Genomic DNA, 14,686 nt, shown 5'->3' with positions numbered 1-14,686 from the left:
TGTCATTTCAGGTCCCCGGGACTTTGAAGATAACAAGCGCTGGGGAGGATAACATCACATCTACTTCGACGGAAGGACCGATGACATCACCGACACCACCGACACCCGATTCGAAAATGGGATTCGCGCGTCCGGAATGTGGCGCCTGTGAGCCACCATCGAAATGCGCGTCGCCGGTCTATTTGACGCGCGGCGCACCAGGGGGATAGCCGATGCTGACGGCGGCTGCGGCGCAGATCACGCGGGGGCGTTGACGGCGGATCGGCCTCGCCCGATGCCGCAGCATGTCGACGCCTTTGGCAGACACCGACACCCTGCCCCGCCACGCGCCCGTGCCGAGCCCCACCACAAGCGCGCGGACGTTGATAGCACCAAAACGCCTGAAGGCCCGCACCGGCCGCTGATCAGGGCCACTGGGGCGCTGACATCCCATCCCGCGATGGATGTGCCGCACATGGCCGCTTCATCTGGACGGCACTGCCCCGAATCGCGGCGACTTCGAAAGGGAGCCCGGGAGCCCACGCGTCGGGTCGCTCAAATCCGCGCGGAGCCCCGACAGGCGAGGCCAGTCCAACCGGACACGCCTCCGACACGATCGATGATTTTCAACGGGGGGGAATGGTACAGCCACCCCGGCTTGAACGGGGGACCTCTAGATCCACAATCTAGCGCTCTAACCAACTGAGCTATGGCTGCACGGCACTCTCGGCGCCCTTCGGGCGCCCTGCCAGACCGCGCAAGGATGCGAACTGGCCGGCGGCGCGGAACCTAGTGCCGTCGCGGCGCGATTGCAACCGCCGAAATGCACCGCACCACACGAAATCCAGCGCGCCGTCGTTTGCCCCTTCAATCCCGCCGCAAAACGGCCTGCGCGGTGCGTGCCAGATCCGTCACATGGGCGGAATAGGCCTCGTAGCCACGGCGCAACGCCTTGGCGTGAATCACCACCGCATCGGCGGGATTGTCCGTCCTGGCGAGCGTCTCCGCCTCGCTCAATGCTGCTTTCAGCTCGGTACAGGCATGGTCGAGAACCTTTGCCTGCAGCGCGCCGACCACGCGTGCAGCGGCGAGCATCTGAGCCAGCCAGGTCGAAGCTGACAGCGTCGCAAATTCCGGTGGGCGCGAAAGCGGCGATACAGCGGCCGCAACCGGTGGGGCCGCGCTGGCAAGCTTCCGAACGTCTGCGGAGACGGTCGCCGTCGCCTTCTTCACGACTTCCGTGCCGGTCTTTACGGCGGCGGCACCGACTTCTGCGGCCGATTTGAGGATAGCGGCCGGCTGGCTGGTGGCCGCAGTCGAAACTGCCTTGGCAGCGGCAGCCGGCTTTCTGGTCACCTGCTTTGCGACACGAACCTTGGTCGACGGCTTGGCCTTGGCCGCAGCCGCTACGGGCTGGCGCGCAACCCCGGACTTGGCAGCGGGCGCGACTGGCGCCGAGACGGGGGCAGCGGCGACCTTGGCGGGCGGCACAGCGCTGGCGGCCTGGACTGGCGCAACCGGAGGCTTGACGGCGCTCTTCAGCGGCTCAACCGGCTTGCTCACGGCCGCAGACGGCACGGCGGAGGCCGGGACAGCGGCGACCTTGGCGGGCGGCACAGCGCTGGCGGCCTGGACTGGCGCAACCGGAGGCTTGACGGCGCTCTTCAGCGGCTCGACCGGCTTGCTCACGGCCGCAGACGGCGCGGCGGAGGCCGGGACAGCGGCGACCTTGGCGGGCGGCACAGCGCTCGCGGCCTGGACCGGCGCGACCGGAGGCTTGGTGGCGTCCTTCAGCGGCTCAACCGGCTTGGCCACGACAGCAGCTGCCGGCGATACGGCGGCAAAGGGACCTGCCGGCTTGGCGACGACGGGCGCGGGAGCCGGCTTGACCGGCGCAACCGCGACGGGCTCCGCAGGCGCTGGAGCAGGATTGGCAGGGGCGGAAACTGGAGTTGGGGCCACTGCAGCAGCGAAAGCAGCAGGCGGCGCACCGACGACCGGACCGGTCGCGGCCGGGATTGCTGGCGCGGCCTTCGACTCAGTCGGCGCGTCGCCCGAGAGGGCCTTGACGGAAGCGAGACTGATCGGAGCCTTTGATCCGATCTTTGGCGGAGCAGGCTTAGCCATCGTCATTCCTCCTTCAGCGAGCGAACGGGTGGCGCCGAGCCCTGGCCCGGCGCCAATGACCTTGTCGCGTGGAGCGGCGCAGTACTGCGCCGCTGGCGACTCACTTCATCTTGGTCGCCTTGGCGGCGGTCTCGGCGGCCTTGGCCGCAACCTCCTGGGCGGCAACGCCCAGATCCTTGAGCTGGCCCTGGAGAGCCGCAACCTGCGACTTCAAGAATTCGGACTGATGCTGCAGGACCTCTGTCAGGTCCTTCGACTTGACCAGCTTCTGGGCGAGATCGAAGGCGGCGGCGACGTTGCTCTCGGCATAGGTCATGGCCTTGCGGGTCACGTCCTGAGCGTTGACGCGTGCGGATTCGGCCGAACCATGCGCACCGTCCACTGCCTTGTGGGCCGCGCCGATGAAGCCATCGAAGGCCTTGCGGGCCTGCTCGACACTGCGCTCGGCGAACTCGCGCATCTCGGTCGGCACTTCATAAGGCGTCTTGCCGGTCATGGGTTATCCTCCTGGCTGTGGATGGCTTGGTTTACCACTCGATTGTGCACTGCAATATCATTATTGCGGCGCAATGACAATCGCGTGACCCCGCTACGTTAACGCTGTTTCGATCAGACGCGGGAGAGCCTTCATCAGTTCCATGGATTTGCAGTCATTTGCCCGCTATTAAGGCTTTGTTAGCCATATCGGCGCAGACCGAACGAGCGGATGGGAATGAGCGAACCCGGGCAGGATTGGGCGATGCAGGGAACAGACGCAGCGAAAGACGCAGCGCTGGCGCCCTTCATTGCGGACGGCGCCTTGATGCTCTGGGACCAGAAGACTTCCCGGGTCGGCTTTGTCAACGCGGGCGCCGAAGCACTGCTCGGCCAGCACGCCGATGGCACATCATTGCCCACACCAACGCGCAACAGGCTGGCACTGCTCGCCGGCGGGCTCGCTCCGCGGGATCATTTGCGCCTTGAACGCCTCCGGCTGACGCCCGGCTTCACTGCCACGCTGGTGACATGCGGCTGCAAGTTGCTGACGGGACCAGAGGGTCAACAGATCCTCGTGATCGCCATCGCTCCGTCGGAGCTGCGCCGACTCGGCATTACGGTTCCGCCGGCTCCACGTGTCGTGGCGCCATCTGCCCCGGGCGCAACCGTCGCTTCTCCCGCTCCGGCGCCGGCAATTGCTGCACCGAAGCGCGCGACCGTGCGTTTCGTCTGGCAAAGCGACGTTGACGGCCGCTTCACGAGTCTTTCGCCCGATATTGCCGAGATCGTCGGGACCGATGCCGCCGCAGGCCTGATCGGTCGTAGCTGGCTCGAGCTGATCGACCGCGATCTGCTCGACCGCGAGGGCAGTCTGATCCAGCGGCTGGCCTCCGCCACCACCTGGAGCGGACACCCGGTCCTGTGGCGGACTGCCGGCCTCGCCGAAGGGGTTCGGGTCGAGCTTTCCGGTGTGCCCGTCCTCGATGCGAAGCGTGATCTTGCAGGTTTCCGTGGTTTTGGTCTCGCCCGCATGATCGAGCGCGAACCATTCCCGCTGCCCACCGATGCGTCGGACAGCCCCGTGCCCGCTTCAGCGCCGCCCCCCCCTGCCCCAGCCTCCGATGAGCCTGGTCCCGCGCCGCTCGTCGCGGTGTCCGCCGACAGCGCCGACGAAGGCAAAGCCCCGGAGATGAGCATCGACGTTCCGGCCACGGAGCCGACACCGGCGGCTCGCACCGAAACTCCGCCTCCGAACGAGGCCGGCGCCAATGTCGTGCCGCTTCGCAACGGTCATCTCACGACGGTCAGACCGCTGCTCGAACCTTCGAAGGCGCTGCTGACCTCCGCTGAGCGCAATGCTTTCCGCGAGATCGCCAAGGCGCTCGGCGCCCGCATCGCCGGAGACGACGAAGGCGAGCCCCGGCTGCCACCGGCGGTCCCGTTGCGCCTGAACGAAGAAGCCGACCGCCCTGGCCAGCCGGCACCCGAGCCGACGGAGCCGGTCGACACGGCGGCAGCGGAATCGAAGCCCGCTGCGGCGGAAGCGTCCTTCGTTTCCGAGCCGGTGCCGTCGGTCGACGCCCCCTCCGCAGCTGCGGCGCGGCAACGCCTGCCGAATTCGCATGCCGATGTGCTCGACCGCCTGCCCGTTGCAGTCCTGGTCAACCGCGGTGACGAACCGCTCTATGCCAATCGCACGCTTCTCGATCTGCTCGACTACGCCGATCTCGCCGACCTGACGTCCGGCGGCGGCATCAGCCGCATGATCAAGGGAGCGGCCCGCTCCGATGGCGGCACCATGATCCTGGTCGATCGGACGGGCCATCTCGTCAGTGTCGATGCCCGCCTGTCGAGCGTCTCATGGCAAGGCGAGCCCGCGACGCTGATGGCCTTCCGTCATCCCGATGGCGGCGGCGAGGTCAAGGTCCTGACCGAGGAAGAGACTGAGGAAGCGGAACTCGCAGCCGAGTTCGAGGCCGAGGAGGCCGAGATTGCGGCGCGCGTCGACGCGTTGCGGCTCGACATCGACGCCCGTGAAGCCCGGATCAGCGAGATGATCGCGGTGCTTGATACCGCGACCGACGGCGTCGTCACCGTCGACGAGCGCGGCCGCATTCTCTCGCTCAACAAGACCGCGGAGGCCCTGTTCGGTTACGACCAGCGGGAGGTCTCAGGCGAATTGTTCACGTTGCTCTTCGCTCCGGAGAGCCACGCTCCTGCCCTCGATTACCTCGAAGGCCTCAAGGGCGGCGGCGTCGCCTCGGTGATGAATGACGGGCGCGAGGTCATGGCGCGCGTGCGTCAGGGCGGCCGCATTCCGCTGTTCATGACCATGGGCCAGATCGCCGACGGCGCAGAGCGACGCTTCTGTGCCGTGCTGCGCGACATCACCGCCTGGAAGAAGACCGAAGGCGAATTGGTCGAGGCCCGCAAGGCGGCCGAGAAGGCCAGCGCCCAGAAATCGGACGTGCTTGCCAAGATCAGCCATGAGATCCGCACGCCGCTGAACGCGATCATCGGCTTCGCCGAGGTCATGGCCGAGGAGCGCTTCGGGCCCATCGCCAATGAACGCTACAAGGAATACCTGCGCGACATCCACCAGTCGGGCGGCTACGTCATCAGCCTGGTCAATGACTTGCTTGACCTCGCCAAGATCGAGGCGGGCAAGCTCGATCTCGACTTCGTCAGCGTCAATCTGAACGAGATCGCGCTGTCCGTCGTCAATCTGCTGCAGCCGGAGGCTCAACGTGGGCGCGTGGTGCTGCGCTCCGGGCTCTCGCCCAAGCTGCCGCCGGTCGTGGCCGATCAGCGTTCGATCCGTCAGATCGTGATCAACCTGCTCTCCAATGCGGTGAAGTTCACCGATGCCGGCGGGCAGGTCATCGTCTCGACGGCCCTCGGCGATCAGGGCGAGGCGATCCTGCGGGTCCGCGATACCGGCATCGGCATGGACGACAGCGAAATCGCAATGGCGCTGGAGCCGTTCCGCCAGGTGCCAACGACGCGACGCGCCGGAGGCACGGGCCTGGGCCTGCCGCTGACCAAGGCGCTGGTCGAAGCCAACCGCGCGGCGATGACCATCACCAGCGTCAAGAAGGAAGGCACGCTGGTCGAGATCACCTTCCCGCCGCAGCGCGTCCTGGCGGGCTGAGGCCCGCGCGCCTTCGGTTTACATCTCGGGGCGCGCCGCCTTGTCGCAGCGGAAGCTGCCCCGCATGCCCTTTACTTTGATGTCGTCTTGCGCGCCTAAGCTCTGACGTTCGGAGCAACTCTGCCTCCGAAGGCACCGGCCCCGGATCGGTCCGCCTGGACTTTCCTCTTGCGGCGATATTCTGAGCGGAATATCCGCCCCCTGGGCAGTTTCCCATGGGTGATGCGAGTAAATTCTGTCTGCCATGGTTCCCGCTGGAAGAAATGCCGCAGACCGCCCTGGCTCAGAGCATCCCAATCTGAGCTACCGGTTCTGGGCCGCGATCATCCTGGTCATGGCCTGTTCACTGGCCCTCGGCCTGACACTCATCGCCAGCTATTACAGCGATCTGGACGCCAGTCGCGACAATCTCTCCAAGCTGCAGGCCTTCCGGTTCGCCCTGGACGCGGCCAATCGGCTGACTGCTGAACGGGGGCCGACGAACAGCGTCTTGGGCGAGGAGCCGTCGCTCGACAGCCCTTCCCGCCAGCGGCTGATCGCGTTTCGCGCCGAGACCGACGCCGCGCTGGCGCGGATTTCCGAGACCGCGCAACTCAAGCCATCGCTGGATGCCCTGGTCCAGACGCTCGCCTCGGCCCGGCAGCAAGTCGACGCTCTCGCCAGCCGCCCGCTGTCAGGGCGCAGCAATGCCGAGATCGAGCAGGCGGTCGAGACCATGTTCGGCGTCTTCGATGCGGCCCAGCCGATGCTGTCCATGGTCATGACCGGCCTCCTGGCTGGCGAGACCGATCTCGTCGGCCACGCCATGGTCGCGCGCATGCTGAGCGAGCTGCGCGAATATGCCGGGCGGCTCGGCTCCCATCTGGTCATCCCGATGGCCAGCGGCCTGCAGATCGATCTCGACCGCAGGGGCGCGTTCGAGCTGAGCCGGGGGCGGGTGCTCGCCTTGTGGGATCTCGCCGGGCAACAGACCGGGGCGAGCGACGATGCGCGAGTCGCCGCTGCGCACCAGGCGGTCGTCGAGCGCTTCTTTGGGAACGGGATGGCGCTGCTCGAGCGAACGCTCAAAGCAGGCCAATCCGGCGATTTTGGCGTCACCCCGACCAGCTTCACCCATCTGATCGTGCCGACATTCGCACCGCTGGAGCAGCTTCGCGACGCCTATCTCGATGTCACCGTCGAGCATCTGCAGATGGAGCGCAACGTCGCTCTGCGGTCCCTCATCGCCGTCGTGGCCGCGACCTGCCTTGCGCTCATCATCGAACTCGCGCTGCTCGTCGCCAGCCAGAACCTGCTGTTCCGGCCCTTGCTGCGCGCCCGCAGCCACGTCCTTGCCCTCGCCGACGGAGCCGTGCAGGAGCCCATCGACGGTCGGGGCATGCGGGGCGAGATGCGCAGCCTCTTCCTGGCGCTCGATACGCTTCGCCGGCGGCTGATCGAGCGCAACACGTTGGACAACGAACGCGCGGCACTGACGGAAAAGCTGAGGAAACGGGCCGACACCGATGGCTTGACCGGCGTGCTGAACCGGGGCGCCCTGGAGCGGCTGGTCGCTCACCTCCATGACGGGGAAGCCGACCCGACGGGTATCGGTCTGATCCTGCTCGACATCGACTACTTCAAGGACGTCAACGACCGATTCGGCCATGCCGCGGGAGACGCGATCCTCAAGGAAGCCGCCCAGCGCCTGCGCTCGGCGCTGCGGCGCGACGACGTCATTGCCCGCTTTGGCGGCGAGGAGTTCGCCATCCTCCTGATGGATCCACACGTCGAATCGCCGGTCGACGTCGCAGAGCGGCTCCGGACGATTCTGCAGGCCTCCCCCTTCACGCTGGAAACGGGGCAAAGCATCGAGGTGACCGCGAGTTTCGGCGTCGCCCGAAGAGAAAACCAGGACGGAGGCTGGCCTGCGCTCGTCACAGCCGCCGATCGCGCGCTTTATGTCGCCAAGGCCGCGGGGCGCAACCGTGTCGAGGAAGACCGAGAGACGTCCTGATTCGGGCTCATCGCCATCCCGGCCGGGGATGACGACCAGCGGAACGTCACCGGTTCACGACGATCCTCGAACAGCCTCGAACGCGCATGCGCTGACGGGCCGCGGGTGAAAAGTTTCTGCCGTCATAGTTTCGCCCCTTCCCGCCGCACATAGGGAGGCACCCCGTTCTCGCAGGCAGAGTCGCGAAGAGTTCCGACCGACGGAGTGGTGTTGCGCCCGTTCTACGACGAAAACGCCGATGCGCTGACCGATCCCTTTGCGCCTCGCCCGAGCCCCATGCCGCTGCGCGATCACGCCGCCTTCTCGGGACGGTGGCTTTCGGCCAGCCTGCTTCTGGGGCTGGTCGGAGCCGGATTGCTGACCTCGTCATTGCTGGTTTCCGAGGCCGATAGCCCCGCCACGCGAAGCCCGGAACGGGCCGTCACGGCCTTGCCGCGCGGCACCAGTGCAAACGGTTCGGCCCGCAAGGGCGACCTGCTTGTGCAGCGCGGGTTCTCGATCGGCACGGCGCGTCATTTCCGTGCGCCGCTCACCGAAACGGTCGGCGCGCGCGAAATCACCAAGGTCCATGCGCTCGTCCATGTCGCCGCGGAACTCTCGCCGCTCGCGATAGCTGCTCCCAACATGCCCGACCTCGAATCGCTCAGCTCTCCGCCCAGCGCCGGTCGAGAGGCTGCTCCGCAGGCGGCAGTCGATCCCGCTGATGCCGATGTGTCGGTCGTGAGGCGCGATCTATCCGATCAGGCGGCGACAGGCACCGAGCCCGGCCTCTCCGATACTGCCGCCGCCGAGCAGGTTGCCGAGTTGCTCCGCCTCTCCGGATCGGAACCGCAACTGCCGCTGGAGTATTCGAACCAGCGCATTCTCTCGCGCACCCTTCGCTTGGCCGGGGAAACCGAAACGGAGCAGGCGGCTCCCCTCGGCTCACCGGCATTCGGCTCTCTGGATGTCAGAATCATCCCGGAGAACGTCACCAATATTCCTGTGCGCACCGGCTCTCCGGGACCGTTCGAAGAGCGCGACATCATGCTCGGCCATGGCGACACCCTGGCCTCCATCCTCCAGAACAATGGCGCAGACGACCGGCGGGTCGCGGCCATCGTCGCCGCACTCGGAAAGCGCGCGAAGGCGGAGCTCCCGGAAGGCCAGCATCTGCGCCTCCTGATCGCACCGGAGGGCAGCGGCCAAACCATCCAGCGCGTCATTCTCTTCGACGAAACCGGCCCGGAAGAGATCGCTGCGGCAGATGATGGCGGCCGGTTCGTCGCGGTGGCCAAGAATGACGCGCACCACAATCCAGCTGACGACAGCAGCGATGACGACGACGAGGAAAGCGGCGAGCGCGCCACCCTCTTCCAGAGCGTCTATGCCAGCGCGGTCAAGAGTCAGGTACCGCGTGAACTCATCGACGAGTTCGTCGGCATCTTCGCATCGAATCTCGATCTCAAGCAGCGAACGAATGTCGGCGATCGCCTCGAGATGATCTTCAGCGACGACGAGGCCGCCTCGACCGGCCGCCGTGAGCTGCTCTATGCCGCCCTGACGGCGGAGGGAGAGACCCACCGCGTCTATCGCTACGCTTCGCCCGAGACCGGGGATGTCGACTATCTCGACGAAGAAGGGCTTTCGCTGCGAAAGCTCCTGCTGCGCCGGCCGGTCCAGATCGGACGCATCAGCTCACCGTTCGGTATGCGCCGTCACCCGATCCTGCGCTATTCACGCCTTCACAGCGGCGTCGACTGGGCCTCGCCCCGCGGCACGCCGATCATGGCTGCAGGTGACGGGAAGGTGGTCGCCGCCGGCCCGCATGCCGGCTACGGCAACCGCGTCGAGATCGAGCACGCGAACGGCTACGCCACCGCTTACAACCACATGGCCAATATCGGCTCGCAGATCAAACCCGGAGCCACTGTCCGCATGGGCGAGATCATCGGCACCGTCGGCACGACGGGCCTCTCGACCGGACCTCACGTCCATTATGAGGTGACGATCAACAGCCACTTCGTCGATCCGATGAAGGTCAAGCTGCCGAGCAATCACAGCCTGGGCGGCACGGCACTGAGCGAGTTCAAGGACCACCAACGCCAGATCGAGAAGCTCAGGCAGCCCGGGCCCGCCACCACGGTCGCGGTGCAGAACGGACGCGCCGGCTAAGGCATCGCCCCGGGACGGGGATTGCGGTTTTCGGGGAAGGCCGATGCGAGCACGGAAGGCTTACATCATCGGAGCGGATACGAGATCCGGTCCGATGATGGAGCCGTGCCCGTCCTGCAGCGGGCGTTCAAAGCAAGGTGCCGCTCAAGATCATCGCGGCCACCCCGAAATAGATCATCAGGCCGGTGACATCGACCAGGGTCGCGACAAAGGGAGCCGAAGCACTCGCCGGGTCGAAACCCAGGCGCTTGAGGATGAAGGGCAGCATCGAGCCGGTGAGCGAACCGAAGGTGACGATACCGAGCAGAGCCACGCCGACGGTTGCCGCGATCAGGGCCCAGTGCTCGCCATAATCGTACAGACCGAGCTTCTGCCAGGCGATGACGCGCACGACACCGATGGCGCCGAGGATGGCGCCAAGCGTGAGGCCGGTCGGAATCTCACGCAGCGCCACCCGCCACCAGTCGCTCAGCTTGATCTCGCGCAACGCCAGCGCCCGGATCAGCAGCGAGGTGGCCTGCGACCCGGAATTGCCACCCGAGCTCATGATGAGCGGGATGAACAGGGTCAGCACGATCGCCTTCTCGAGTTGACCTTCATAGTGCTGCATCACCGAGGCAGTCAGCATCTCGCCGATGAGCAGGATGCTGAGCCAGCCGGCGCGCTTGCGGATCATCCGGCCGAAGCTGATCTCGTTGTAGGGCTCGTCGAGCGCCTCCATGCCGCCCAGTTTCTGCACGTCCTCCGTCGTCTCCGCGATCATCGCATCGATGACGTCGTCGACCGTGACGATGCCGATGACGCGCTCGCCAGCATCGATGACGGGAACGGCAAGGAGGTCGTATTTCGTGAACAGCCGCGCGACATCTTCCCGGTCGACCTCCGGCGTCACGCTGATCGGCTTCATCTCGGGCACGACAGAGGCGACGAGCGCCTGCGGATCGCCGCTGATCAGCCGGCGCAGCGAAACGGCGCGGACCAGCTTCCCGGTCGCGGGATCGAGGACATAGATCGCATAGATCGTTTCGCGCGTACGCTCGACATGCCGGATGTAATCGAGCGTGCGCGCGACGGTCCAGTCGGCCGGGACGCTGACGAATTCCGTCGTCATGATCGAGCCCGCGCTTTGCTCGGGATAGGCGAGCAGGCGATTCAGCGTCGCGCGCGTGTCGTGGTCGACACGGCCGAGCAGGCGCAGGCGCAACGGCTCGTCGAATTCCGGGACCACGTCGGCGACGCGGTCCGCCGACATGGCGGACAGGAACTGCGCCGCGCGCGCTTCCGGCATCAAGCCGAGCGCTTCGGAGGCCGCCGTCAGTTCATGCTGGTCCAGGACCTCGACGGCCCGTTCGAACGGCAAGGCAAGGAGCACGGCGGCAACCGTTTCGACGTCCTGGTCGTTCAGGGTTTCGACAATGTCGGCGATATGGTCCCGCGCCAGCGTCTGGGCGAGGGTTGCAGCGAGAAGATCCCGCTCCGGTGCGGTGGCAACGGCATTCATAGCTCGTATCCTTTGATCGGCCGTCATGGCCGATCGCAGGCGAGCCGGTTTCCCCGGTCAGGCGCGCGAAGCGGCGTCAGACGGCATCGACTGTCGACTGGGACTGTCGGTTGGCATTGGGTCGGGGTTCCTGTGAAACTGCCGCCGGAAGGCTTGCAGCGAGGCCGAGATGCACCCGAAGGCTCATCGCGTCAACCCCCATCTCCGTGACCGGAGCGCATGTGCGGGAACGCGCGTCCATCTTCGCAGGAACGAGCCGATCACGCCGGTTGGCGGTTCAGTGCCGGCCCTCTAAGGTCGGTGCACGAAACGACGAGGGCAGCATGGAATTCGCGCTGAGCGACGAGGAAGGACTGATCCGCGAAGCCGCCCGGAAAATCGCGTCCGACCGGCTGGCGCCGCTGGCCGAGGCTCTCGATCGCGGCGAGGGTCGCAGCGAATTCCTGGCCAATCTGAAGACCCTCGCCGAAAACGGCTTCATGGCGCTCAATGTCCGCGGCGAGTTCGGCGGCAGCGAGGCCGGCACGGTCGCCTTCGCGCTGACACTGGAGGAACTCGCGGCCGCCTGCGCCTCGACCGCGGTCACGACCTCGGTGACCAATATGGTCGGAGAGGTCATCCAGGCGGTCGGCTCGGCCGCGCACAAGACCGCCTATCTGCCGAAGCTCGCTGACGGCACCTATGCGGCCGGCGCCTTCTGCCTGACCGAAGCCGGAGCGGGCTCGGACCCCGCGGGCATGCGGATGCGGGCGCGCCGCGACGGCGACAGCTATGTGCTCGACGGCCAGAAGATCTTCATCACCAGCGGCGAATATGCCGGCCTCTTCGTCGTTTGGGCCGTGACCGACCCCGACGCACCGAAAGGCAAGGGCATCTCGGTCTTCCTGGTTCCGGCCGACACGCCGGGCGTCAGCGTCGGCAAGGCCGAGAAGAAGATGGGGCAGACCGGCTCGGCCACGAATACCATCCATTTCGAGGGCGCACGCATCCCGGCCTCGAACCTGATGGGTCGGGAGAATGACGGCTTCCGGGTTGCGGTCGGCGAGCTGGCCGGCGGGCGCATCGGCGTCGCCGCCGTTTCGCTCGGCATCGCCCGCGCGGCCATGGAGGCCGCGAAATCCTACGCCAAGGAGCGGCAGCAATTCGGCCAGGCGCTCAGCGACTTCCAGGGCCTGCAATGGATGATCGCCGACCGCGAGCTCGACCTGCATGCTTCGCGGCTGCTGATCCTCGACGCCGCCGCCCGGAAGGATCGCGGCGAGCCTTTCGCCCGGGAAGCCTCGATGGCCAAGCTCTTCGCCTCGGAAGCGGCGCATCGCTGCACCGACACGGCAATCCAGATTCATGGCGGCGCCGGCTATTGCCGCGACTTCCCCGTCGAACGCTATGCCCGCGATGCCCGCATCACCCGCATCTATGAGGGCACCTCCGAGATCCAGCGCCTGATCATCGCCCGCGAGACCTTGCGCCAGACCGTCTGACCACCCCCAACCTGAAAGCCTGCCTCATGACCCTGACGATCTACGGGTGCTATCGTTCGCGCGCGACGCGCAATATCTGGCTCGCCAACGAGCTTGGCCTCTCCTTCAGGCACGTGCCTGTGATCCAGGCCGGCCGGGTGCCTGATCCCAAAGCGGCTGACGCACCGGTTCATACCCGCAGCGCCGAATTCCTGAAGGTGAACCCCAACGGGCATATTCCGTCGATCGACGATGACGGCTTCGTCCTGCACGAATCGCTCGCGATCAACCTCTATCTCGCCCGCAAGCATGGCGGGCCGCTGGCGCCGAAAGACGTCCAGGAAGAGGGACTTGCTGCGATGTGGACGCTCTGGGCCGCGACCGAATGCGAGATCAACGCGCTCAACACGCTCTATCACCGCATTGCCAAGCCGCCGGCGGAGCGCGACGCCAAACTGGCCGACGCCGCGGCAGAGGCCCTGCGCGCGCCTCTGGCGGTGCTCAACGATGCCCTCGCCAGGGACGGCTATCTCGTCGGCGGTCGCTTCACCGTCGTCGACATCAATGTCTCCGAAGTCATTCGCTATGCCCAGACCGGCGCGCCCGAGCTGTTTGCCGCCGTCCCGCATGTGAAGGCCTGGCTCGAAGTCTGCCAGGGCCGCCCTGCCTTCAAGGCGATGTGGGAGGCACGGGACGCCGAAGCCGCCTGATCAGAAAGCGGGTGGCGGCCCGCCTGACTTCACCCTAGCGATCCTGCAACTGCGTTTCAGGATCGCGTCAAGGACCGACCCCATGGGCTCCTCTCCCGCCTCCCCGCCTCCCGCGATGGGCACGCGCGAGTGGCTCCTGCTGCTCGTGCTTTCGCTGCTCTGGGGCGGCTCTTTCTTCTTCGCCAAGATCGCGGTGACGGAGTGGCCGCCGCTCGCCGTGGTGCTGGCGCGGGTCGCGCTTGCGGCAGCCGTGCTCCATGTCGCCGTGCGCGCGCTTGGCCTGACGATGGCAGTGGGCGGCCGGATGTGGCTCGCCTTCTTCGGCATGGGCCTGCTGAACAACCTCATCCCCTTCGGCCTGATCTTCTGGGGGCAGACGCAGATCGGCGCTGGCCTCGCCGCGATCCTGAATGCGACGACCCCGGTCTTCGGCGTGGTCGTCGCTCATCTTTTCGGAAGCAACGAGAAGGCCACACCACTGAAGATCACCGGCGTGCTGGCCGGTGTCGTCGGCGTCGCCATCCTGATGGGCCCGGATGTGATCAGTGGGCTCGGCAATGCACTGCTTCCGCAGCTCGCCTGCCTGGCGGCGGCTCTCTCTTATGGCTTTGCCGGTCTCTATGGCCGCCGGTTCCGCGAGCTCCCGCCATTGGTGACGGCAACGGGCCAGCTCAGCGCCACGACGGTCATGACCCTGCCACTGGTCCTGCTCCTCGCCCCGCCATGGCTCCTCCCGTTCCCATCCAAGGCCGCGATCGGTGCGTTGGTCGGACTCGCCCTGCTCTCGACCGCGCTCGCCTATGTCATCTTCTTCCAGATCATGCGGCGCGCCGGCGGCAGCAACGCCATGCTGGTGACCTTCCTCGTGCCGGTCAGCGCCATCCTGCTTGGCGTCGGGCTGCTCGGGGAAGCGCTGCTGCCACGGCATTTCCTCGGCATGGCAGCGATCTTCCTCGGCCTCGCCCTGATCGACGGACGGCTCTTCCGGCGCCGCAAGGGCCCTCATCCCAAGGAAAGCCTCGGCTAGGTCCACGGCTTTGTTGCCAAAAAATTATGAATTGCTCTACGGTCGCTTTCACGGCACCAGCCGCTAAAGGCCATAACCGCGAAGGCTGGAAGATATCGCAAAAA

The 14,686-nt window shown here is 66.4% G+C and carries 9 protein-coding genes and 1 tRNA gene; 6 read left to right on the top strand and 4 right to left on the bottom strand.

What is annotated here, in order from left to right; genetic code table 11:
* Positions 1-619: 619 nt before the first annotated feature.
* From AC1DGP_RS01585 to AC1DGP_RS01575, 3 genes are all read right to left on the bottom strand, one after another.
* Positions 620-696, bottom strand: a tRNA-His gene (locus tag AC1DGP_RS01585).
* A gap of 150 nt (positions 697-846) precedes the next feature.
* The gene (locus AC1DGP_RS01580; RefSeq protein WP_476831666.1) at positions 847-2,106 is read right to left on the bottom strand and encodes a hypothetical protein; all 1,260 of its coding nucleotides are present in this window, start codon (positions 2,104-2,106) and stop codon (positions 847-849) included.
* Between the two features lie 100 nt (positions 2,107-2,206).
* Positions 2,207-2,602, bottom strand: coding sequence for a phasin (locus AC1DGP_RS01575; RefSeq protein WP_069877448.1), 396 nt, complete (start codon positions 2,600-2,602; stop codon positions 2,207-2,209).
* A gap of 216 nt (positions 2,603-2,818) precedes the next feature.
* Between AC1DGP_RS01575 and AC1DGP_RS01570 the strand changes: the two genes are divergently transcribed.
* From AC1DGP_RS01570 to AC1DGP_RS01560, 3 genes are all read left to right on the top strand, one after another.
* The gene (locus tag AC1DGP_RS01570; protein ID WP_476831665.1) at positions 2,819-5,734 is read left to right on the top strand and encodes a sensor histidine kinase; all 2,916 of its coding nucleotides are present in this window, start codon (positions 2,819-2,821) and stop codon (positions 5,732-5,734) included.
* Between the two features lie 334 nt (positions 5,735-6,068).
* Complete coding sequence (locus AC1DGP_RS01565) at positions 6,069-7,730, top strand: GGDEF domain-containing protein (RefSeq protein WP_476776305.1); 1,662 nt, start codon at positions 6,069-6,071, stop codon at positions 7,728-7,730.
* Between the two features lie 210 nt (positions 7,731-7,940).
* Positions 7,941-9,884, top strand: coding sequence for a M23 family metallopeptidase (locus AC1DGP_RS01560; protein WP_476831664.1), 1,944 nt, complete (start codon positions 7,941-7,943; stop codon positions 9,882-9,884).
* 127 nt (positions 9,885-10,011) lie between these two features.
* Here the strand turns inward: AC1DGP_RS01560 and mgtE are convergent, their stop codons facing one another.
* Positions 10,012-11,385 (bottom strand): magnesium transporter, encoded by a 1,374-nt coding sequence (gene mgtE, locus AC1DGP_RS01555; protein WP_441488951.1) that lies wholly within the window; start codon positions 11,383-11,385, stop codon positions 10,012-10,014.
* Between the two features lie 323 nt (positions 11,386-11,708).
* Between mgtE and AC1DGP_RS01550 the strand changes: the two genes are divergently transcribed.
* The 3 genes from AC1DGP_RS01550 to AC1DGP_RS01540 all read left to right on the top strand — a co-directional run bounded on the left by AC1DGP_RS01550 (position 11,709) and on the right by AC1DGP_RS01540 (position 14,582).
* Positions 11,709-12,866, top strand: coding sequence for an acyl-CoA dehydrogenase family protein (locus AC1DGP_RS01550; RefSeq protein WP_441506475.1), 1,158 nt, complete (start codon positions 11,709-11,711; stop codon positions 12,864-12,866).
* A 26-nt stretch (positions 12,867-12,892) separates the two neighbouring features.
* Positions 12,893-13,555: a glutathione S-transferase family protein gene (locus AC1DGP_RS01545; RefSeq protein WP_476768159.1), complete on the top strand. Its 663-nt coding sequence runs from the start codon at positions 12,893-12,895 to the stop codon at positions 13,553-13,555.
* 82 nt (positions 13,556-13,637) lie between these two features.
* On the top strand, positions 13,638-14,582 hold the full coding sequence (locus AC1DGP_RS01540) for a DMT family transporter (RefSeq protein ID WP_441506473.1): 945 nt from the start codon (positions 13,638-13,640) through the stop codon (positions 14,580-14,582).
* Positions 14,583-14,686: the final 104 nt, after the last annotated feature.

It is taken from the genome of Allobosea sp. 05T433 (assembly GCF_056396065.1).
The sequence above is the reverse complement of the archived record's forward strand: the minus strand, read 5'-3'. Positions and strand labels throughout refer to the sequence as shown.